The following is a 21,827-nucleotide window of genomic DNA, read 5'->3' as shown; positions in this document are numbered from 1 at the left end:
AATATAGTGAGTTGTATGATACGAATAAAAAAAGCCGACTTCTAAAAGTCGGCTTAAAAGAAATTATTTTTGGTTAATTCTTTACTTCATTCTTAAATTGGTCAAACTGACTTTGTTTAACCTCTTTAGGCCAAGAGTTATTAGAAGTATCAATATCTGCGGTTTCTAAATTTGGATCCAATGTGATTTTAACTATTTCCTTATCTGAAGCAACCGCCTTACTTACTTCTTTATCATTTAATCGCCAGATCTGGGCAGGATACTTTTCGGTTTTAGTTGTACCATCGGCATATGTATACTCTACTATGATAGGCATTACCAAACCGCCTGGTTTTTCAAAGGTTACATTGTAAAAATATTTAGGCTGTTTGATATTTTTACGCTCTTCTTCAGAAAAGTTATCCATAATGTATTCATTCAATGTTGGTGAATTTTCCAAAAGTGTCCCATTCTTCATGCTTTCCTTGTATTCTTCACTACCTTCCTCTACCATGTAAACCAATGGAGGTAAGTCGCTCAATTTCATACCACGTTGCTTCACAATATTTTTAACATATTCGTTAGGTTCACCTGACACATAATACTTCTTCACCTCTTTAACACCCATATCAACGTAATCTGTAGTGTAGAACCAACCTCTCCAAAACCAATCTAAATCGAATGCTGATGCATCTTCCATAGTTCTGAAGAAATCTTCTGGTGTTGGGTGTTTAAACATCCAACGATTCGCATATTCTCTAAAGGCATAGTCAAATAATTCACGCCCCATAACCGTTTCACGTAATATATTTAAAGCAGTGCCAGGTTTTCCGTAAGCATTATTCCCAAACTGATGGGTATTTAATCCTTTGGTCATAATAGGTGCAATAAAATCTTGATCACCCCCCATGTAAGGAACAATATTAGCTGCAGGACCTCTTCTTGATGGGTATTTATCGTCGCCTTCAGACAAAGCAGCTGGATACCACTCACCGAAATCTTGTTCCGCAACGTATTGTACAAATGTATTTAATCCTTCGTCCATCCATGTCCATTGGCGCTCATCACTATTCACAATCATTGGAAAGAAGTTGTGACCAACTTCATGTATAATAACACTAATCATTCCATATTTTGTTCTATCACTGTAGTTACCATCTTTATCAGGACGTCCATAGTTAAAACAAATCATTGGATATTCCATTCCTTGGTTTTTGGCATGAACCGAAATAGCTTTATGATAAGGGTAATCAAAAGTCATTCTAGAATATGATTTTAAGGTACTGGCAACCGCATAAGTTGACCATTCTTCCCATAAAGGATTTCCTTCTTTTGGATACATGGAAACTGCCATAACGTCTTTTCCACCAATTTTAACAGCCATCATATCCCAAATGTATTTTCTTGAAGTTGCAAACCCAAAGTCACGCACATTTTCAGCATAAAATTTCCAAGTTTTTGTTCCTGTAGCACGACTTTTTTCAGCTTTTTCAGCTTCAGCTTGTGTTACAATCATTACGGGTTTATCATAGGATTTTTTAGCTTGCTCATAACGATTCATCATCTCTTTTGAGAAAACTTCTTTTCTATTCATAAGTTTTCCTGTAGCATCCATAATGTGGTCTGATGGCACTGTAATATTGACTTCAAAGTTTCCAAAGGGTAAAGCAAATTCATCACGTCCCCAGAATTGAGAATTTTGCCAACCTTCAACATCATTATAGACGGCCATTCTTGGATAAAATTGAGCTATGATATAATTTCTATTACCATCTTCAGGAAAATATTCGTAACCTGAACGGCCACCCATATTGACATAATCATTGATGTTATACCACCACTTAATTGAGAAGGAAAATTTTTCTCCTGTGCTCAATGGCTTTGGTAATTCAACTCGCATCATAGTTCTGTTGATCATATGAGGTAAATCCTTTCCATTAACATCTTTTACCTCCTCAATTTTAAAACCACCATCAAAACCTTCGGTCATGTAAGACGAAGCAAATGATCCCACCTGTTGTGCTGGTGCCACACCACTACCTTGAATTAACGGTGATTGTGAATCTTTAGCACGCATATTTTGATCTAATTGCACCCAAAGATATTTTAACTGGTCTGGTGAATTATTGGTATAAGTAATTGTTTCAAAACCTGAAATTTTGGCTTTATCATCATCTAAAACCAAATCCATTTTATAATCGGCTTGTTGCTGATAATAAGCTGGTCCAGGTGCACCCGAAGCAGTCCGATACATGTTAGGTGTTGAGAACTCATCATACAATTGTTTAAACTTATTGTTGTTTGTATGACCTGGCTTACGCTCTGGCTTTTGTTCATCTTCTTGAGAGAATGCTCCAACCGAAATGAACAGTGCAGATAAGAAAAGATATTTTAATTTTTTCATCGTTAATATTGGTTACAAAATTGAAGCGAAAATTAACGATTTTTTAAAGGTAATTTGTCGTTTACTAAAAGTTTAACAAACCTTTATCATTTTCCTTGATAAGTATAAAGCTCTTGTTTTTATCATTGATATTGGTACGTACAATATTTTGTTGTTCACTGTATAAATCAAATAGAACTTGGTTAGTTACCTCAAATGAAGAAATACTTGACACATTTTCTATTTCCAAATAGCAATAAACAATGTCCGCCTCATACTCTTTACCAATAAAATTCACCGTGGACTTACTACCATTGATTTTAATTTGAAATTTTTCAGCTAAATATTTTTCAATGTAGAAGTCCACTTTGGCAGGTTCATTTTCACTGGACAAGGTTACATTTGGATCATAGCGTTCCCGTAATAGTTTTTCAAAATCGTCAATAAAGATTCTGGATATTATTTGCACCGATTTCTTTTCTTTTACATACTCAATTTGGGTAACACTTACATAATATTTGTGAGCAGTAGTAAATGCCAAAACAGGTAAAATTAGCACTAAAAATAATTTCTTAAAATGAGTCATCTCAATAATTTTTAAACAAAAGTAATAGTAATTGGATGTCAAAAAGTATTCCACAAATTAAATTAATTCTTATTGTCATATTTATTCTTTTTATACGCTTTCAACTTAACCAACAAATATTCAAGAATTAAAATATCGGTTTTACTTTTACATCGCTCCAAAAAATCTTCAGCTTCAGAAACAAAATAGAAATATTCCATAATAAAATCATCATGGAGTGGTTCCAAACTAAATAAATCTTCAGATAGTCTGGCTTTAATACTATACATCAATGTTTCTTTCTCTTCAAGTAATATGCGCTGTTTCAACTCTTTGGTTCTGCCTGAAATACCATTTAGTATTGGGTTTAGTGGTATAATTCCCGCTCCAGTTGTCGCTTCTGTCAATCTACGCTCACTTTGCGTTTTGGGCTTTCCTTGATAACTGGGTATTCCTGCTTTTTTTGATGTCATAGGCTCCCCTTCTACATTTCCAACGTCAGACATAATATCGCCTGTCAGCACTTTTCCTACCACCACTTGATCTAATTCATTCACTTGTTCTTCCAAGAAGACCACCAAGGTTTTGTCCTCAATAATTTCCTGGTCAATCAAAACCGATAATAGTTTATGCTGAATTGAGCTAAAAACGAGTGTATCATTCAAAGAAACAGATATCTTAAATTCACCATATTTATTAGTTGTTGTGAAACGTTGAGCCGATTTATTAATGACATGTACATTTTCAACATCTGATTCACTTTGAACCTTACCTAATAAATCTATAGTTTGGGAAAAACCAATACTTGAAAAAAACAGAAAAACACTAAAAAATAATAGACTATTCTTTTCCATTATTTGATTTTAGGAAAAGCTCGCTTTGTCCATTTAGGTATTCAATGAGTTTCATTTCGTTACCATCTTGAAGTAAGGTCTCGTCAAAATTTTTAGCATTGACATAGGCAATGAATTCTGAAACTCGTTCTTGAGGAATATTAAAATTTCCACTGATGAATGCTTGTGAATATTTAGCAGCCAATACATCAGTATATTTTGAGTCCAATTCAGCAGCAGTTGGTGTTTTATCTTTTCTTTTGAACAACTTGTTAAGTCCAAAGATCCGTGCAAAATCAACACCATTATAAAATTGACCTTCACTGGTAATCACATTCCGCACTTCGGAATATCGATCCTGTGCAAATTCCATGTCACGAAGATCCCCAAAATGCATCTCAATATACCTTTGAGGTTGTGTACTATCAATATCAACATGAATTTCACCAGTAAGTAAGGAAGGCAACAATATGACTTCGCTTAATTTATTAAGTTCCTCAACTAGAAACAATCTTAAGATTCTAGAATCTACAACATCTTGGGTGACTTGAACTTCAACAGACACATACTGCAATGCTGATACTTCAATTATATCATTTAACGCTACTTCTATTTTAAAATCACCATTTTCATCTGCTGTTGTGCCTTTATTCGATGAAGAATTAAAAATAGTGACTCCTTCAACATCATTTTGGGCAATTATTTTACCATTGACCTCCACACGATTGATATCCTGTGCAAATAATGAAAATGTTGAAACTAAAATTGCGGTTAAAAGTATATATTGCTTCAAGTTGATTCGTTTTTAAGGTTAAAGAAAAGACATCAATTCTTAATTATATTCCAAAAGGAGCATAAACTTTTGTTAAAACCAATGTTTACTTAAATTTACGAAAAAGTTTATTGATGAAAAAATTAATTCTGGCCAGTACCTCAACAATTTATGGTTCAGGTTATTTAGAATATCTTATGGAGGAATTAGCCGTGTTCTTTGCTGATTGTTCTACTATCACATTCATTCCTTATGCCCGACCAAGTGGTATATCACATAATGAATATACCGAAAAAGTAAGAAAAGCGTTTAATGAATTGGGTAAAAAGACTATTGGTTTGCATGAATTTGAATCACCCATGGAAGCCATTAGAAATGCTGAAGCCCTATTTACTGGTGGAGGTAATACATTCGTCTTAATCAATCAATTATATAAATTTGATTTGATACAGCCCCTTAAAGAGGTTGTTGAAAGTGGCATTCCATATCTCGGCACCAGTGCTGGTAGTAACATTTGCGGTTTGACCATAAACACAACAAATGATATGCCCATTGTCTATCCTCCAAGTTTTAAAGCGCTTTCTATAGTTCCGTTTAACATCAACCCACATTATTTAGACCCTATTCTCAATAATAAACATATGGGAGAAACTCGAGAAACAAGAATTAATGAATTCCATCACTTTAATACTCAACCTGTTGTTGGTTTACGTGAGGGCAATTGGATTGAGGTCATAGATGGAAATATTAGGCTCAAGGGACAAAATCAAACCCGAATTTTTGAATATAACAAAGAGCCTTATGAAGTTGAATCTGGATCATCTATCAATAATCTAAACTAACATACCTTGAAAAAGTCAGTATTTGAAACCAATAGACTAAGTCTGCGCGAGTTTATTATTGAAGATGCGAAGTATTTCTATGACCTGAATGCTGATTCTGAAGTCGTTAAATACACTGGTGATTCTGCCTTTCAGTCGGTTGAAGACGCCAAGTCATTCATTTCAAATTACAACCAATATCAACTCCATGGTATGGGCCGTTGGGCTGTATGCTTAAAATCAACCCATGAATTTATTGGTTGGTGTGGTTTAAAATTTCATCCAAATGAAAAGTTAGTTGAAGTTGGTTACAGATTCTTTAGAAAACACTGGAATCAAGGTTATGCCGCAGAAAGTGCTATGGCATGTATTAATTATGGTTTTGAAACACTCAAATTAAAAGAAATTTATGCCCATGCTCATATTAACAATACAGCCTCACATAAAGTTATTGAAAAATGTGGTATGGTATTTATCAACGAAGCTATTTATGACAATATGCAGGCAAAACTCTACAAAACAATTAATCCGTATTATCAACTAAAAAAAATAACTGCAGAAGAAACCTATTCTGTCAGGCACCCAGTATTGAGAGCTGGTAGACCACTATCTGATTGTGCGTTTGATGGCGATCACGATGAGAATACATTTCATGTAGGACTATTTTTCAAAAACACTTTAGTGGGAGTCGCTTCCTACTTAAAAAATTCAAATGCTCTTTTTTCAGAAAATGAACAATATCAATTACGTGGTATGGCTGTTTTGCATGAGTATCAAAAAAAGGGGCTTGGTGAACTCATACTTTCTGAAGGCGAAAAACTGTTAAAAAATACATGTGACCAAATTTGGTGTAATGCCAGACAAATAGCAGTGAATTTTTACACCGAAAACGGTTTCCAGATTTTTGGTGAGCCATTTGAAATAAAAAATATTGGCTTACATTATGTCATGAGCAAAAAGTTAATTTAAATTTATATGTAAACTTTTGTAAATTGAAGTTCTAAATCCATCCTCCATGAGAAGTAGAAATTTTAAAATCAGATTATTCTTCGGAATAGCCATTGTCGCCTTTGCCTATTTGCGAAAATGCAGCCAGCAAGAAGAAAACCCCTATACTGGAAGAACCCAAACAATTACGCTCTCTCCTGAACAAGAAATAGCTATAGGCCTACAAAGTGCCCCTCAAATGGCTCAACAACATGGTGGGCTTCACCCAAATAACAATTATCAGGCATTTGTTGATCAAGTTGGTAACAAATTAGTTGATAATAGTATTGCAAAGCAAACACCCTATAAATATGATTTCCATTTATTGGCCGATGACCGAACGATTAACGCCTTTGCATTGCCAGGAGGACAGGTGTTTATTACTTACGCACTATTTTCCAAATTGGAAAACGAAGATCAACTAGCTGGTGTTTTGGGTCATGAAATTGGACACGTATTAGGCAAGCACTCTAATGAACGTATCAGTGAAGCGAATTTTTGGAAAACAGTAACCATGGGAGCTTCGGTGGGTGCAGATATGGGTGAATTTGTCAATGGCATAGGGCAAAATACCCTTTTATCAAATGGTCGTGACGATGAATTAGAAAGTGATGATTTGGGTGTGAAATTCATGATTAAAGCTGGTTATGATCCTGAAGAAATGATTGGTGTAATGGAAATTCTAAAACAAGCCGCGGGACCCAATCGGGTTCCTGAATTTCAAAGTACCCATCCAGACCCTGAAAACCGAATTGAAAAAATAAGGGAATCTATAAAAAAGTATCAAACTCAATAAAAAAAGCTCTGCAAATGCAGAGCTTTTTTCTTACTAACCAACCATAAAAAAGTAATTCACATTACTTCTTTTTTTTCAATTCGTTTTCAATAACAGTTTGTGCTTCAGCCGCATTAGATAATTCGGCATATTCAGCTGCTGTGTGACCTTTATCACATTTAGATTTTAAATTGGCACCATTATTAATAAGCACCTCTAAAATATCTACTCGATTAAATTTTGCTGCATACATGGCTGGAGTCAATCCATTCCATTTTTTGTTGACGTCAGCTCCTAATTTAATGAGTTTTTGAACAGTCTCAAGATCTCCTTTGACTATTGACATATGAAACGGACTTGTTTCAAAAAGGGCTACAGAATCAAAATCTGTTAAAGTTTCAAAATTTGTTTTTGCATTGACTGATGCTAAAGATAAGCTCAATGCGATTGCCGATAAGACGATTGTTTTTTTCATGATGAATGATTTTTGATTAATGAAATATTTTTTGATATACTAAAGAGACGATATAAAAATGAAACTGTTACACATAAAAATTACAAATAACATTTATTTAACTTATTGAATTCAAATTTGTTAATTTCATATTAAATCTCATGTTCCAATACAATATTTTACCAAACCACTATTTATTATCAGTTTTTACTAAACAAGCATCCTTAAAGAATTTTAAACTTTTATCTTTGGGTTTTAAAGTCAAAAACCATGAATAAAAAAGTCATTTTGATGATTTTAGATGGCTGGGGAAAATCTCCAGACCCAAAAGTTTCTGCCATTGACAATGCCCAAACACCATTTATTGATTCCCTTTATCTTAAATACCCCAATGCAACCTTAAGAACTGATGGATTGCATGTTGGACTGCCTGAAGGGCAAATGGGAAATAGTGAAGTCGGTCATATGAATTTGGGTGCTGGACGTATAGTATATCAAGATCTGGTAAAAATAAATTTAGCTGTAAAGAATAAAACACTTCAAAATGAAACTGCGCTGGTTGATGCCATTGAATATGCCAAAAGCAACGACAAACCTATCCATTTTTTAGGACTGGTAAGTGATGGTGGTGTTCATTCGCATATTAATCATTTATTAGGTTTAATTGATGTTGCCAATGAGCATGGTATTCAAAAATCCTATGTTCATGCGTTTACTGATGGTCGTGATGTAGATCCTAAATCCGGATATGGTTTCATGACAGAATTATTAGAGCACATAGAAAAAACTCCAACCAAATTGGCCTCCATTACGGGTAGATATTACGCTATGGATCGCGATAATAGATGGGAACGCATCAAACTGGCTTATGATGCTATGGTGAATGGTGTTGGTACTAAAACTTCAAATCCTTTAAAATCGATTCAAGATAGTTATGATGAGAGTATAACCGATGAATTTATAAAGCCTATCATTTGTACTAATCAAAATTCAGAACCGGTTACAACTATTAAAAATGACGATGTTGTTATATTTTTCAATTTTAGAACGGATCGCGGAAGAGAATTAACCGAAGCCCTCACGCAAAAAGATTTCCATGAACAGAATATGCACAAATTGAACTTGTACTATGTTACCATGACCAAATATGATGAATCTTTTCAGAATATACATGTCGTTTTCAAAAAAGATAATTTGTTAGACACCCTTGGTGACGTTTTGGCCAAAAACCATAAAAAACAGATTCGAATCGCTGAAACTGAAAAATACCCGCATGTTACCTTTTTCTTCTCTGGAGGTCGAGAAGAGCCCTTTGAAGGCGAAACCAGAATATTACGGAACTCACCAAAAGTAGCGACTTACGATTTAAAGCCTGAAATGAGTGCCTATGAATTACGAGATGCGTTAATTCCTGAATTAAACAAAAAAGAGGTAGACTTTGTTTGTTTGAACTTTGCTAATGGCGATATGGTTGGGCACACAGGCGTTATGGAAGCCGCCATTAAAGCTTGTGAAGCCGTGGATAGTTGTGTCAAGGATGTGGTAACTGCAGCTTTAGAAAATAACTACACCACTATTTTAATAGCTGACCACGGCAACTGTGAAACTATGATAAATCTTGATGGCTCGCCGCATACTGCACACACAACCAACCCTGTTCCTATAATTTTAATTGACAACGAACTAAAGCACATTAATGATGGTATTTTAGGCGATATAGCACCTACTATTTTGAAATTAATGGGCATTGACAAACCTAGTACTATGACTCAAAACAGTTTAGTTTAAGTTTTATTCGTATTTTGTATACTATTGATTATGGATTTTAATAAAAAGCTCATTATAGCAGTTGATTTTGACGGTACAATCGTAGAGGATGCCTACCCTAATATAGGCAGACCTATGATGTTTGCCTTTGAAACTTTGGAACGACTTCAAAAAGATGGGCATCGATTAATTTTGTGGACATATCGAAATGGTGTTAGATTGGATGAAGCGGTTGAGTTTTGCAAGAAAAATGGCATTGAATTTTACGCCGTTAATAAAAGCTTTCCTGAAGAGCAATTTGATTATAGCAAAAGCCGTAAAATTCATGCCGATTTATTCATAGACGACCGGAATATTGGTGGTTTTATTGGTTGGGGAGAAGTCTATCAAATGCTAACGAATCCGAAATATCAACCCTTAAAAATGCCTAAAAAGAAAGGGTTCTTTTCATTTTTCAAATAATAGACCTACCCATTAATTAAATTATAGTATTCTCTGTCAAGCATTTCCTGATGATCAGGATGTGCAATATTAATCAGTTGTTTCACCCTCTGTTTTATTGTCTTTCCATACAGATTGGCAATGCCATATTCTGTAATGACATAATGAACATGAGAACGAGTAGTAACTACTCCAGCTCCTGTTTTTAAAGTCGGAACTATACGACTGATACCTGATTTGGTTGTTGAAGGCAGCGCTATAATAGCCTTTCCGTCTTCACTTAAGGAAGCTCCCCTGATAAAATCCATTTGACCTCCTACACCGGAGTACATTCTGGCACCAATTGAATCAGCACACACCTGACCTGTTACATCAACTTCAATAGCCGAGTTTATAGCAACCATTCTTGGATTTTGTTTGATGATAGAAACATCATTGGTATAGTTTGAAGCGCGCATCTCAATAAATGGGTTATCATCCACGTAATCATATAAACGTTTGGATCCCATTAAAAATGTGGTTAATGCACGTCCTCGATTAATTTCCTTGTAATTTCCATTTATAACGTCTTTTAGTATCAAATCTATTACACCATCAGAAAACATTTCGGTGTGTAAACCTAAACCCTTATGGTTGAATAGTTTTGAGAGTACGGCATTGGGAATATTACCGATGCCCATTTGCAAAGTACTCTTATCTTCTATAAGTCCAGCCACGTAAGCTCCAATCTTATCTTCAATTTCTGATGGTTCAGACATGTTGTGTACAGGTAATGCCTCATTACAATCTACAAAAGCATCAATTTCTGAAATATGAATAATTCCAGCACCGTGAGTTCTCGGCATTTGCTCATTCACTTGAGCAATCACATAATCTGCATTATCAATAGCCGCCAAAGTGGCCTCAACAGATACTCCTAACGAACAGTAGCCATGATGGTCTGGAACAGACACGTGGATAAATGCTGCCTGTAAATCAATAATGTTTCGTTTAAACAATAATGGTAATTCACTTAAAAAAACAGGTGTATAGGAGCCATTGCCTGCTTTTAAGGTATGCCTAACATTTTTACCAATAAAGAATGAATTCACATGAAAACTGTCTTTATAATCTGGGTTGGCATAAGGTGCTTCACCTTCCGTATGAAGCTGGCAAATTTCTACATTTCGCAGTTCTTCATGTCTGGCAGTCAAAGCACGAATTAATACTTGTGGAGCAGCAGCGGCAGCCTGTAAATATATTTTATCATTCGACTTGATAATTTTAACGGCCTCATCGGCACTAACAGATTTGTACATAACATTGATATTATTGCACAAAGGTCATAAAAAAGAATCAACTAAAAACTGTTATATGTCATGTTTTAGGAACTCAAAATAGCTTGTTAATTTTAAGTATCTTTGCACATATTTTTTTAATTATGATTATTGTAAAGACCAAAGAAGAAATTGAATTAATGCGCGAAAGTGCTCTGGTGGTATCAAAAACACTTGGTATGCTCGCAAAAGAGGTTAAACCAGGAATTACAACCTTGCAACTTGATAAAATGGCAGAAGAATATATACGAGAGCAAGATGCCATTCCAGGTTTTTTAGGGCTATACAATTTTCCGAACACCTTATGCATGAGTCCAAACTCACAAGTAGTTCATGGATTTCCAACTAATGACCCTTTGAAGGAAGGTGATATTATCTCCATTGATTGCGGTGCCATTAAAAATGGATTTTATGGTGACCATGCTTATACCTTCCCAGTTGGTGAAATCGATTCTGAAACACAAAAGCTTTTAGATGTTACCAAAGAATCCTTATATGTTGGGATTAGAGAATTTAAAATTGGTAATCGTGTTGGTGATGTGGGCTATGCCATTCAAAACTATTGCGAAGCTCACGGCTATGGAGTCGTTCGCGAACTGGTAGGTCACGGAATTGGTCGTAAAATGCATGAAGACCCAGAAATGCCAAACTATGGCAAACGTGGTCGCGGTAAAAAATTTATTGAAGGAATGGTAGTAGCCATTGAACCTATGATAAATATGGGAACCCATAGAATAAAACAGCATCGTGACGGTTGGACCATTACCACTTTAGATAACAAACCTTCTGCTCATTTTGAACATGATGTTGCCATCGTGGATGGCAAACCCGAATTGCTATCAACATTTGCCTACATCTATGAAGCCTTGGGTATTGAAAGCAATGAGGAAGATGAATTTAGACAAAAGGCTTTAGTGCTTTAATATGAAACTATTCATTTTATTATTTTCTTTTTTTATCTCTTTTGGTCTACAAGGCCAAAATCCACCAGGTACCATTTACCTTTCTGATAATCTTTACCTAGATGTTGCACCAGTTGACAACCTAATGTTTCGTGAATATTTAAGATATCAAGAAAAATTATCCGAAAAAAAATTGGATAGCATTCTTGAAAATTCTAATTCGTTTGGCTTAAATGCCGAGTCAATAATTGGAAAAAGAGAAATTGATACTATCAACCAGTTAGTTTGGATTGAATCGACAATAAAAAAAGATTATTATTTGGAGCATCCTAAATTTCAGTATTTTCCCGTAATTAGTGTTAGCAAATCTGAAGCTATTTCTTATTGCAAATGGCGTTCTAAAGCCGTTATGTTGAATTATGCCATGAAATCTAAAACAGAGGAAGAACGTCAATCATTACCAAAACTCGTAACCTACAGATTACCTACTTCTCAAGAACTCGAAATGGCTGTAGATAATTTTGGTTATTCAAAAGGTATTAAATCTAATATCGAAGGCATCCCCTTTTTAGCATATAGAAAGGGAAATAAAAAGAAAAAGAAAAAGGTCATTTTAATAAAAGATAATCTTTCAGAGTTTATCTCGAATGGTCTCGTCTATTGGACTAATTGGGGTAATCATAAACCTTTAGAAGACGCCAACGATTTTACCACTTTTAGATGTATATGTGAGGTTACTGAATAAATGAAAAAACTCTTTAAAATAATCTTAAATACCATCCCCAGACCGATTCTAATTCGGTTAAGTTATGTAGCGCGTCCTATTCTGGCTTTTTTTTTAAAGGGCAACGATTTCACCGATCCTATTGACGGTAAAAGTTTTAAAACCTTTTTACCCTATGGTTATGGCAAGCAACGAAATAACGTGTTATCGCCTTCAACACTCTCTCTAGAACGCCACCGATTGCTCTGGTTGTATTTACAAAATGAAACCAACTTTTTTACCGACAATCTGAAGGTGCTTCATTTTGCCCCTGAACAAGCCTTTTACAAACGGTTTCGGAAACTCAAAAATTTAGACTACACCACTACGGATTTAAACTCACCATTAGCTGATGTCAAAGCTGATATCTGCAACTTGCCATTTGAAGACAACTGTTTTGACGTGATTTTATGTAATCATGTTTTGGAACACATCCCAGACGACACAAAAGCCATGCAAGAATTACACCGTGTTTTAAAACCAGGCGGTTGGGGCATTTTCCAAATTCCACAGGATTTAACACGGGATAAAACATTTGAAGACAATAGCATTACCGACAAAAAAGAACGGGCTAAAATTTTTGGTCAGTATGACCATGTTCGTGTATACGGTAGAGATTACTTTGATCGGTTACGCAAAAGCGGATTTAAAGTTGAAGAAGTGGACTACACCACTAAACTAACGACTGAAGAAATAGACCGCTATTGTTTAGCCAAAGGTGAAATTATACCACTAGTAAGAAAGTAAAAAGCTGAACTAAACTTTCGTCCAGTCCAACTTTTAGTTTTGATTAATAGCATCATATTTATGACACTAGTATTTTAAAAAGTCACTTTTAGGATTCCGGAAATCCGTTAAAGGCTTGAGTCATCAAGTCTCCATTGTCACTTTCATAAATAATGAATACCTTTAATTCGGGATGTGTTTTCAGAAATTCGTCAATTTTTTCAATACCCATGGCTTGAAAGGCTGTCGCAAAACCATCAGCAGTCATACAATTTGGCGCGAGTACTGATACACTTAAGATATTGGTTTTACTTGGGTAACCCGTTTTCGCATCAATAATGTGCGCATACCGATTGCCATTTTCATCAACTTTAAATTTTCGATAGGTACCAGAGGTTGCCATGGCATCATCGGTTAAGGTTATAGCTTTGATTACCGATTGAGAACCATCAAAGTTGGGGTTATCAATACCGACTTTCCATGGTGCATCTTTTTCCAGATTTTTACCTTTTGAACGAATTTCACCACCTATTTCAACCAAATAATTGTCACTGTTTTTAGATTCTAAAAAATTGGCAATGACATCAACACCATAACCCTTGGCAATAGCATTAAAATCCATATAAGTGCTTTTATGTTTTTTGATTAAAAATCGATCAGCCAGAAACAACTTATCAAAACCCACAAATTGCATCAGACTATCAACTTTTAAACTATCCAGTTCATTCATTTTTTCTTCAGGTCCAAAACCCAGAGCATTCACAATAGTTCCAATGGTAGGATCAAAAACACCGTTGGTTTGTTCATAAATTCGCTTGGATGCATTGTAAACTTCAATAAAGTGTGCATCAATTTCATTACTTTCATTTCGGTTCCATTTTGAGATATCAGAGTCTTTCTGATACGTTGACATGGATTTATTGATGACTTTAAAAATGCTATCAAATTGTTCTGAAAAATCAGTTTCAACATCATAAATGGCTGAATAGGAAGTACCAAACACAGCACCTGATAATTTGGTGTTTTGAAATTTCTTATCAGTTTTACATGAAACTACTGAAAGAATTATAATTAAAAAGGCAAAAGTCTTAAAAATAGGATGTTGCATTGGAAGATAAATTGATCGCGTAAAATTACTACAAAAGAATGACACCTAGCAACTTTTTGAATTGTTAATAAAATGTTGACAACAACCTATGATTCCTAATATTAGGAGTGTTTTTTTACTAATTTTATCTATTAATCACTATGATTTAAAATAATGGGACATCTATGAAAGTTCTTTTTTCTTTTTTATTGACTTCATTGTTTTGTTTCCAATTGGGAAACGCCCAACAACTGACCAAAGAGCATCGTGTAAAAAAGGGAGAAACGGTTTATCAATTGTCAAGAATCTATAATGTATCACCTCAAGACATTATAAAATTAAACCCAAGTTCTGCAAAAGTCATTTATGTAGATGAGATTTTAATCATCCCTTCTAATGCTCAACAAAATTCAGCTAATACCCAAATCCAAACCAGTAACCAATTTCAGTCAATATCCCATCATGTTCTAAAAGGTGAAACCAAATATGGGTTATCCAAAAAATATGGGATAACCATTGCGGAATTAGAAAAACAAAACCCACATATTAAAAATGGTTTACAGGCTGGCCATTACTTGTCCATTCGTTCTTCAAATATTCAACCGCCTGCAACAATCAACAATCAAAATACCACCTACAAATCTCATTATGTTCAAAAAGGAGAGACACTTTATGGTCTATCAAAAAAATATCAAGTTACTATTCAGGAAATAAAATCGGCGAATCCGCAGTTAGGTATTTTAAAATATGATACTAACATAGCAATCCCTTCAACAGAAATGATTGCTGATAGTAATCAAGAAACCATTGAAACAGACAAAAGCATTGTTGAAGAAACCTCTGAAATCATTACTGAAAAAGAACCATTAAACCCAGAAAACACGGAAGAGGAAAAAACAGAATCCGTAACAGAAAATCCTATTGTTTACGAAAACTACACCATAAAACCCAAAGAAACACTCTATAGTTTATCCAAGCAGGCTAATATGAGTATGGAAGACTTTGTAGATTTAAATCCCCAATTAGAGAAATCTGTCCTGGCTGGTACAGTTATAAAAATGCCGAGATCAGTAGAAACTCTTCAAACAAATCCTATTGAAGAAGAATTTCAGGAACAAACTTCAAAAAATGAATATGCCAATCTTACTAAAACATTAGATAAAAATGCCCAAAAGAAAATTCTTTTTGTTATGCCATTTAACGAAAATGAATTTAACAATGCTCACACTTCTAAACAGTTTACCAATGTCGCTTTTAATCGCAATCTAGATTTCTACCAAGGTGCTAAAATAGCTATGGATTCCCTACAAAAATTGGGTGTTGGAATAAAAAGTGAAATCATAGAAATAGATATTGAAACCACTGTTACGCCTTCAAACATCAGATCACAAAATAGTTCACTAGATGGTTATGATGTTGTTTTTGCTCCTTCCTATAGTGATAATATTGATTGGTTAATTTCTGCTGCAAGCGACAAAAAAATTCCAGTAATTACAGCGTATAATGCTTCTAACAATAATAATCTAGATAATATTATTGAGGCCTATCCTTCCGTAGAAATTCAAAAACTAAAAATGCTAGATTACCTAAAAACACATCAAGGAAATATTATAGTAATTAGCGACCATGATCGAGAGGCTAGCAAAAATTTTATTATTACAAATGCCAAAGAAGCTAAAATAATTGAAACACGAAAAAATGGAAATTATTCCAGTAGAGAGTTAAGTAATCTTCTAGATAAATCGAAATTAAATTATGTGATTATTGATAGTGATAAAAATGGCGTTTTTTTGAACACAACCAATACGTTATTGCGTGAATTATCAAACTATAAAATTCAATTAGCTGTTTTGGAAAAAAACCTCATTCCTAGTAAAGAGGATATTTCAATCAAAAGATTTACCATTTTAAAAATGTTATACCCTGATGTGACTTACATTAATTCAACATCTGTTAATCGGTTTAATTCAAATTATACATCAAAAAATGGTCAAAAGCCGTCCACAACTGTTTTAGAGGGGTTTGATATTACATTCGACACCTTGTTACGGTTATGTCAGGCCAATGGTTATTCAAATATATTTGATAAAGAAAAAACAGCTCATACCGCTTTGGAATTTAATTATAAGAACCAAGAATCAGGAAGAAAAATAAATGACATTGTTATTGTTAACGAATTTAAAAGCGAAGATTCAACTAATTAACCAACTAAAACTTTTTCGTGAGAATCAATATGTTGAAAAGATTACTTGCTAGGACTAACCAAACCATTCTTTTAAAACGTCAGACCCTTTTGACGTATTTATTTATCGTTTTTTTTATCAACAGTTTTGCCCAATGCCCTACTGTTAGTAGCGCAACGCAATCCTTCTGTGATATTGACGATCCAACGGTTGCTGATTTATTAGCTATTGACAATGGAAGCGGTATTGTCTGGTATGACACTCCAAGTTCTACAACACCACTATCTAGTACAGCTGGTCTCGTTGATGGTGAAGATTATTATGCCGATGATAACTCTGGTAGTTGTGGCATTAGAGAACGTGTGGATGTCACAATTTATGGTGCTCCTTTTGGTCTAAATTTTCAAGGTGTCTGTGTGGATGACCCAAATGATGCCACAATTTCTGATTTAACTGCTATTGGAAATAATGTTCAATGGTATAATGTGCCTTCTGGCGGTAGCCCTTTAGCTCCTACTACGGTCTTAACCGATAACACCATATATTATGCAGATCAAGAAAATCCCGATACCGGATGTCGAACTTCCAGATTGTCGGTTTTAGCGGTTATAGGAGTAGTGCCTGTCCCAACTGGGAACCCAATTCAAACATTTTGTTCAGAAAACCCGCCCACTGTTGGAGATTTGATTGCTTCAGGAGCCGATAATTGGTATGCCACGAACACCTCTGTTATTCCATTAGACCCTTCCACTTTACTAATTGATGGTGAAAACTATTTTGCAACATCAACTGACCCACCATGTGAAAGTAACGATAGGTTTGAGGTAACAGTCATTATTGATGATCCAGGAAATTCAGGCTCAAATGGTTTCACTAATATTTGTGAATCAGAAGTAAATACCATTATAACTATTGATTTAATTGATGAACTTTCTGGCACTCCCGACTTATCAGGTACATGGAGTGGTCCTTTTGCTACAACAAATGGGAGTACCGGAACTGTTGATATTACCATGATGACAACAGCTGGGAGTCCTTATGTTTTTACTTACACTGTAGATCCAGGCAATACCTGTTCACCTACTAATTCAACAGTTACAGTGAACATATCTCCATTGCCAAACGCTGGAACCAATGGATCTATTGATATCTGTAACAATGATGCTACACAGGATCTCTTTACTGCTCTTGGAGGCACACCTGATTCCGGTGGAACTTGGAGTCCCGTACTGGCCTCTGGTACTGGCCTGTTCGATCCTGCTGTGGATGCACCTGGTGTCTATACCTATACCGTAGCTGGTACACCGCCTTGTCCTGATGCCTCGACTTCTGTGACTGTAACCGTTGTACCAGAGCCCAATGCTGGAACCAACGGATCTATTGACATTTGTAATAATGATACTACACAGGATCTCTTTACTGCTCTTGGTGGTACTCCTGATTCCGGTGGAACTTGGAGCCCTGCACTGGCTTCCGGTACTGGTCTATTCGATCCCACAGTGGATGCGCCTGGTGTCTATACCTATACCGTAGCGGGTACGACGCCCTGTCCTGATGCTTCGGCCACCGTGACTGTAACCGTTGTACCAGAGCCCAATGCTGGAACCAGCAGCTCCATTGATATTTGTGCTAGTGACACAACCGTTCAAGATCTTTTTACCATATTAGGCGGTACGCCTGATTCCGGTGGAACTTGGAGCCCCGCTCTGGGCTCTGGAACTGGCCTGTTCGACCCTACTGTGGATGCACCTGGTGTCTATACCTATACCGTAGCGGGTACACCGCCTTGTCCTGATGCTTCGGCTACCGTGACTGTTACCGTTGTGCCGGAACCTAATGCTGGAACCAACGGATCCATTGATATTTGTAATAATGATGCTACACAGGATCTCTTTACTGCTCTCGGTGGTACTCCTGATTCAGGTGGAACTTGGAGCCCCGCTTTGGCCTCTGGTACTGGCCTGTTCGACCCTGCTGTGGATGCACCTGGTATCTATACCTATACCGTAGCGGGTACACCGCCCTGTCCTGATGCTTCGGCTACCGTGACTGTGACTGTTGTGCCGGAACCTAATGCTGGAACCAGCAGCTCCATTAATATTTGTGCTAGTGACACAACCGTTCAAGATCTTTTTACCATATTAGGAGGCACACCTGATTCCGGTGGAACCTGGAACCCTGCACTGGCATCTGGCACTGGCCTGTTCGACCCGGCTGTGGATGCACCTGGTGTCTATACCTATACCGTAGCGGGTACGCCGCCTTGTCCTGATGCTTCGGCTACAGTGACTGTGGCTGTCTTACCGGAACCTAATGCTGGAACCAACGGATCTATTGACATTTGTAATAATGATGCTACACAGGATCTCTTTACTGCTCTTGGAGGCACACCTGATTCCGGTGGAACTTGGAGCCCAGCACTGGCATCTGGTACTGGTCTGTTCGATCCTGCTGTGGATGCACCTGGTGTCTATACCTATACCGTAGCGGGTACACCGCCTTGTCCTGATGCTTCGGCCACCGTGACTGTAACCGTTGTACCAGAGCCCAATGCTGGAACCAACGGATCTATTGACATTTGTAATAATGATGCTACACAGGATCTCTTTACTGCTCTTGCTGGTACTCCTGATTCCGGTGGAACTTGGAGCCCTGCACTGGCTTCCGGTACTGGTCTATTCGATCCCACAGTGGATGCGCCTGGTGTCTATACCTATACCGTAGCGGGTACGACGCCTTGTCCTGATGCTTCGGCCACCGTGACTGTAACCGTTGTACCAGAGCCCAATGCTGGAACCAGCAGCTCCATTGATATTTGTGCTAGTGACACAACCGTTCAAGATCTTTTTACCATATTAGGCGGTACGCCTGATTCCGGTGGAACTTGGAGCCCCGCTCTGGGCTCTGGAACTGGCCTGTTCGACCCTACTGTGGATGCACCTGGTGTCTATACCTATACCGTAGCGGGTACACCGCCTTGTCCTGATGCTTCGGCTACCGTGACTGTTACCGTTGTGCCGGAACCTAATGCTGGAACCAACGGATCCATTGATATTTGTAATAATGATGCTACACAGGATCTCTTTACTGCTCTCGGTGGTACTCCTGATTCAGGTGGAACTTGGAGCCCCGCTTTGGCCTCTGGTACTGGCCTGTTCGACCCTGCTGTGGATGCACCTGGTATCTATACCTATACCGTAGCGGGTACACCGCCCTGTCCTGATGCTTCGGCTACCGTGACTGTGACTGTTGTGCCGGAACCTAATGCTGGAACCAGCAGCTCCATTAATATTTGTGCTAGTGACACAACCGTTCAAGATCTTTTTACCATATTAGGAGGCACACCTGATTCCGGTGGAACCTGGAACCCTGCACTGGCATCTGGCACTGGCCTGTTCGACCCGGCTGTGGATGCACCTGGTGTCTATACCTATACCGTAGCGGGTACGCCGCCTTGTCCTGATGCTTCGGCTACAGTGACTGTGGCTGTCTTACCGGAACCTAATGCTGGAACCAACGGATCTATTGACATTTGTAATAATGATGCTACACAGGATCTCTTTACTGCTCTTGGAGGCACACCTGATTCCGGTGGAACTTGGAGCCCAGCACTGGCATCTGGTACTGGTCTGTTCGATCCTGCTGTGGATGCACCTGGTGTCTATACCTATACCGTAGCGGGTACACCGCCTTGTCCTGATGCTTCGGCCACCGTGACTGTAACCGTTGTACCAGAGCCCAATGCTGGAACCAACGGATCTATTGACATTTGTAATAATGATGCTACACAGGATCTCTTTACTGCTCTTGCTGGTACTCCTGATTCCGGTGGAACCTGGAGCCCTGCACTGGCATCTGGTACTGGCCTGTTCGACCCTGCTGTGGATGCACCTGGTATCTATACCTATACCGTAGCGGGTACACCGCCTTGTCCTGATGCTTCGGCTACAGTGACTGTGACTGTTGTGCCGGAACCTAATGCTGGAGATGATGGATCGGCGGTCATATGTTCTAACGATGGCCCTCAAGACCTTTTTAATTATATAACTGGCAACCCCGATTCAGGTGGTATATGGAGCCCTGCTCTAGCCTCTGGTACTGGTCTATTCGATCCCACAGTGGATGCGCCTGGTGTCTATACGTATAGTGTTGGACCCAACTCATGTAATCAAAGAGATTCATCCGAAATCTCTGTGACCATTGAATTGAATGCTGATGCTACGGGCCTGCAAATTGCAGTTGGTAACATTTGTTTAGGGCTTCCAAACGTTGTAAATCTTTCAGGTGCTGATTTTTTACAAGATGGCAATTATACACTTGTTTATACATTAACCAATGCAAATAATTCGTCCAATTCAGTTGATGTTGTGTTTTCAGCCGGTAATTCACAATTTAGTATTCCAGAAAGTATCTTGTCTAATATTGGTACTACAACCCTAACAATTATTTCCTTAATACCAACAAATTCTATGTGTAGTGCTGATATAACTTCAGTCGCATCAGCTGATTTTATAGTATTTGAGAATGTCACGCCAGAAATTATTCAAGAAGGATACATATTTTGTGAACAAGATGAACCCACAATTTCTCATTTATCTGCAAATATTATAGGAAATAGTCCAATCACATGGTATGATGCTCCAAGTAATGGAAATGCATATGATAATTCAACATTACTAATTAATGGTCAGACCTATTATGCATCTACATTGACAGCAGAAGGTTGTGAGAGTATACCCAGATTGGAAGTTACCGTATTACTTAATGACTGTCCTGATGATATTATTATTCCAGATGGGTTTTCTCCAAATGATGACGGTATAAATGATGACTTTAATATTGTAAACTTGAGAGACCTTTATCCAAATTTTACCTTGGAGATTTATAATCGTTACGGAAATATACTCTATAAGGGCAATAGAAATGTCCCAAACTGGAATGGCTATTCTGATAAAGGAATTACACTGGGCAACTCAAAGTTACCAGTAGGTGTCTATTTCTATATTTTAAAGTTTAATGATGGAAACCGAGACCCAATTCAGGGGAGAGTTTATTTAAGTAGATAGTTGATTA

At 37.1% G+C, this 21,827-nt stretch carries 17 protein-coding genes; 10 read left to right on the top strand and 7 right to left on the bottom strand.

The window, feature by feature from the left end; translation table 11 throughout:
- Window positions 1-73: 73 nt before the first annotated feature.
- From C1T31_RS04045 to C1T31_RS04030, 4 genes are all read right to left on the bottom strand, one after another.
- Complete coding sequence (locus tag C1T31_RS04045) at window positions 74-2,383, bottom strand: M1 family metallopeptidase (RefSeq protein WP_103051156.1); 2,310 nt, start codon at window positions 2,381-2,383, stop codon at window positions 74-76.
- A 64-nt stretch (window positions 2,384-2,447) separates the two neighbouring features.
- On the bottom strand, window positions 2,448-2,948 hold the full coding sequence (locus C1T31_RS04040) for a DUF6702 family protein (protein ID WP_103051155.1): 501 nt from the start codon (window positions 2,946-2,948) through the stop codon (window positions 2,448-2,450).
- 62 nt (window positions 2,949-3,010) lie between these two features.
- Window positions 3,011-3,781: a peptidase associated/transthyretin-like domain-containing protein gene (locus C1T31_RS04035; protein ID WP_165780063.1), complete on the bottom strand. Its 771-nt coding sequence runs from the start codon at window positions 3,779-3,781 to the stop codon at window positions 3,011-3,013.
- On the bottom strand, window positions 3,768-4,553 hold the full coding sequence (locus tag C1T31_RS04030; protein ID WP_103051154.1) for a carboxypeptidase-like regulatory domain-containing protein: 786 nt from the start codon (window positions 4,551-4,553) through the stop codon (window positions 3,768-3,770). Before C1T31_RS04030 ends, C1T31_RS04035 begins: the two co-directional genes overlap by 14 nt.
- A 113-nt stretch (window positions 4,554-4,666) precedes the next feature.
- On the opposite strand from C1T31_RS04030, the gene pepE reads away from it, so the two are divergent.
- The 3 genes from pepE to C1T31_RS04015 are packed head-to-tail and all read left to right on the top strand — an operon-like array spanning window position 4,667 to window position 7,136.
- A complete protein-coding gene (gene pepE / locus C1T31_RS04025) occupies window positions 4,667-5,374 on the top strand; it encodes a dipeptidase PepE (RefSeq protein WP_103051153.1) in 708 nt (235 codons plus the stop codon).
- 6 nt (window positions 5,375-5,380) lie between these two features.
- Window positions 5,381-6,322 carry a GNAT family N-acetyltransferase gene (locus C1T31_RS14175; RefSeq protein WP_103051152.1) on the top strand — a complete coding sequence of 314 codons (942 nt, stop codon included), beginning with the start codon at window positions 5,381-5,383 and terminating at the stop codon, window positions 6,320-6,322.
- 46 nt (window positions 6,323-6,368) lie between these two features.
- Entirely contained in the window at window positions 6,369-7,136 is a 768-nt protein-coding gene (locus C1T31_RS04015; RefSeq protein ID WP_103051151.1) for a M48 family metalloprotease, read from the top strand.
- 61 nt (window positions 7,137-7,197) lie between these two features.
- Here C1T31_RS04015 and C1T31_RS04010 read toward each other — a convergent pair whose 3' ends face one another.
- Window positions 7,198-7,590: an ankyrin repeat domain-containing protein gene (locus C1T31_RS04010; RefSeq protein WP_103051150.1), complete on the bottom strand. Its 393-nt coding sequence runs from the start codon at window positions 7,588-7,590 to the stop codon at window positions 7,198-7,200.
- A gap of 249 nt (window positions 7,591-7,839) precedes the next feature.
- On the opposite strand from C1T31_RS04010, the gene gpmI reads away from it, so the two are divergent.
- On the top strand, window positions 7,840-9,357 hold the full coding sequence (gene gpmI / locus C1T31_RS04005) for a 2,3-bisphosphoglycerate-independent phosphoglycerate mutase (RefSeq protein WP_103051149.1): 1,518 nt from the start codon (window positions 7,840-7,842) through the stop codon (window positions 9,355-9,357).
- Between the two features lie 30 nt (window positions 9,358-9,387).
- Window positions 9,388-9,798 carry a BT0820 family HAD-type phosphatase gene (locus tag C1T31_RS04000; RefSeq protein WP_103051148.1) on the top strand — a complete coding sequence of 137 codons (411 nt, stop codon included), beginning with the start codon at window positions 9,388-9,390 and terminating at the stop codon, window positions 9,796-9,798.
- Window positions 9,799-9,803: 5 nt separating this feature from the next.
- Here C1T31_RS04000 and C1T31_RS03995 read toward each other — a convergent pair whose 3' ends face one another.
- Entirely contained in the window at window positions 9,804-11,075 is a 1,272-nt protein-coding gene (locus C1T31_RS03995; protein ID WP_103051147.1) for an acetyl-CoA hydrolase/transferase family protein, read from the bottom strand.
- Window positions 11,076-11,197: 122 nt separating this feature from the next.
- Here C1T31_RS03995 and map point away from each other — a divergent pair, with 122 nt between their 5' ends.
- Genes map through C1T31_RS03980 form a run of 3 tightly spaced genes read left to right on the top strand, consistent with a single transcriptional unit; the run spans window position 11,198 to window position 13,505 of the window.
- Window positions 11,198-12,016, top strand: coding sequence for a type I methionyl aminopeptidase (gene map, locus C1T31_RS03990; protein WP_103051146.1), 819 nt, complete (start codon window positions 11,198-11,200; stop codon window positions 12,014-12,016).
- A gap of 1 nt (window position 12,017) precedes the next feature.
- Window positions 12,018-12,740 carry an SUMF1/EgtB/PvdO family nonheme iron enzyme gene (locus tag C1T31_RS03985; protein ID WP_103051145.1) on the top strand — a complete coding sequence of 241 codons (723 nt, stop codon included), beginning with the start codon at window positions 12,018-12,020 and terminating at the stop codon, window positions 12,738-12,740.
- The gene (locus C1T31_RS03980) at window positions 12,741-13,505 is read left to right on the top strand and encodes a class I SAM-dependent methyltransferase (RefSeq protein ID WP_103051144.1); all 765 of its coding nucleotides are present in this window, start codon (window positions 12,741-12,743) and stop codon (window positions 13,503-13,505) included.
- 88 nt (window positions 13,506-13,593) lie between these two features.
- On the opposite strand, the gene C1T31_RS03975 is transcribed toward C1T31_RS03980, so the two are convergent.
- The gene (locus tag C1T31_RS03975) at window positions 13,594-14,592 is read right to left on the bottom strand and encodes an FAD:protein FMN transferase (protein ID WP_103051143.1); all 999 of its coding nucleotides are present in this window, start codon (window positions 14,590-14,592) and stop codon (window positions 13,594-13,596) included.
- Between the two features lie 164 nt (window positions 14,593-14,756).
- Between C1T31_RS03975 and C1T31_RS03970 the strand changes: the two genes are divergently transcribed.
- The gene (locus tag C1T31_RS03970) at window positions 14,757-16,775 is read left to right on the top strand and encodes a muramidase family protein (RefSeq protein WP_103051142.1); all 2,019 of its coding nucleotides are present in this window, start codon (window positions 14,757-14,759) and stop codon (window positions 16,773-16,775) included.
- A gap of 89 nt (window positions 16,776-16,864) precedes the next feature.
- Entirely contained in the window at window positions 16,865-21,820 is a 4,956-nt protein-coding gene (locus tag C1T31_RS03965) for a T9SS type B sorting domain-containing protein (RefSeq protein WP_165780062.1), read from the top strand.
- Window positions 21,821-21,827 lie beyond the last annotated feature (7 nt).

The sequence above is a fragment of the Hanstruepera neustonica genome (genome assembly GCF_002895005.1).
Classification (GTDB): domain Bacteria; phylum Bacteroidota; class Bacteroidia; order Flavobacteriales; family Flavobacteriaceae; genus Hanstruepera; species Hanstruepera neustonica.
This window is presented reverse-complemented; position numbering and strand designations above follow the sequence as displayed.

What these genes read in the sequence shown, in the direction of transcription:
- C1T31_RS04035 (WP_165780063.1), bottom strand. Translation starts at nt 3,781, where the DNA reads ATGGAAAAGAATAGTCTATTATTTTTTAGTGTTTTTCTGTTTTTTTCA.
- C1T31_RS04015 (WP_103051151.1), top strand. Translation starts at nt 6,369, where the DNA reads ATGAGAAGTAGAAATTTTAAAATCAGATTATTCTTCGGAATAGCCATT.
- pepE (WP_103051153.1), top strand. Translation starts at nt 4,667, where the DNA reads ATGAAAAAATTAATTCTGGCCAGTACCTCAACAATTTATGGTTCAGGT.
- C1T31_RS03995 (WP_103051147.1), bottom strand. Translation starts at nt 11,075, where the DNA reads ATGTACAAATCTGTTAGTGCCGATGAGGCCGTTAAAATTATCAAGTCG.
- C1T31_RS04000 (WP_103051148.1), top strand. Translation starts at nt 9,388, where the DNA reads ATGGATTTTAATAAAAAGCTCATTATAGCAGTTGATTTTGACGGTACA.
- gpmI (WP_103051149.1), top strand. Translation starts at nt 7,840, where the DNA reads ATGAATAAAAAAGTCATTTTGATGATTTTAGATGGCTGGGGAAAATCT.
- C1T31_RS03970 (WP_103051142.1), top strand. Translation starts at nt 14,757, where the DNA reads ATGAAAGTTCTTTTTTCTTTTTTATTGACTTCATTGTTTTGTTTCCAA.
- C1T31_RS04040 (WP_103051155.1), bottom strand. Translation starts at nt 2,948, where the DNA reads ATGACTCATTTTAAGAAATTATTTTTAGTGCTAATTTTACCTGTTTTG.
- map (WP_103051146.1), top strand. Translation starts at nt 11,198, where the DNA reads ATGATTATTGTAAAGACCAAAGAAGAAATTGAATTAATGCGCGAAAGT.
- C1T31_RS03975 (WP_103051143.1), bottom strand. Translation starts at nt 14,592, where the DNA reads ATGCAACATCCTATTTTTAAGACTTTTGCCTTTTTAATTATAATTCTT.
- C1T31_RS04010 (WP_103051150.1), bottom strand. Translation starts at nt 7,590, where the DNA reads ATGAAAAAAACAATCGTCTTATCGGCAATCGCATTGAGCTTATCTTTA.
- C1T31_RS03980 (WP_103051144.1), top strand. Translation starts at nt 12,741, where the DNA reads ATGAAAAAACTCTTTAAAATAATCTTAAATACCATCCCCAGACCGATT.
- C1T31_RS04045 (WP_103051156.1), bottom strand. Translation starts at nt 2,383, where the DNA reads ATGAAAAAATTAAAATATCTTTTCTTATCTGCACTGTTCATTTCGGTT.
- C1T31_RS03985 (WP_103051145.1), top strand. Translation starts at nt 12,018, where the DNA reads ATGAAACTATTCATTTTATTATTTTCTTTTTTTATCTCTTTTGGTCTA.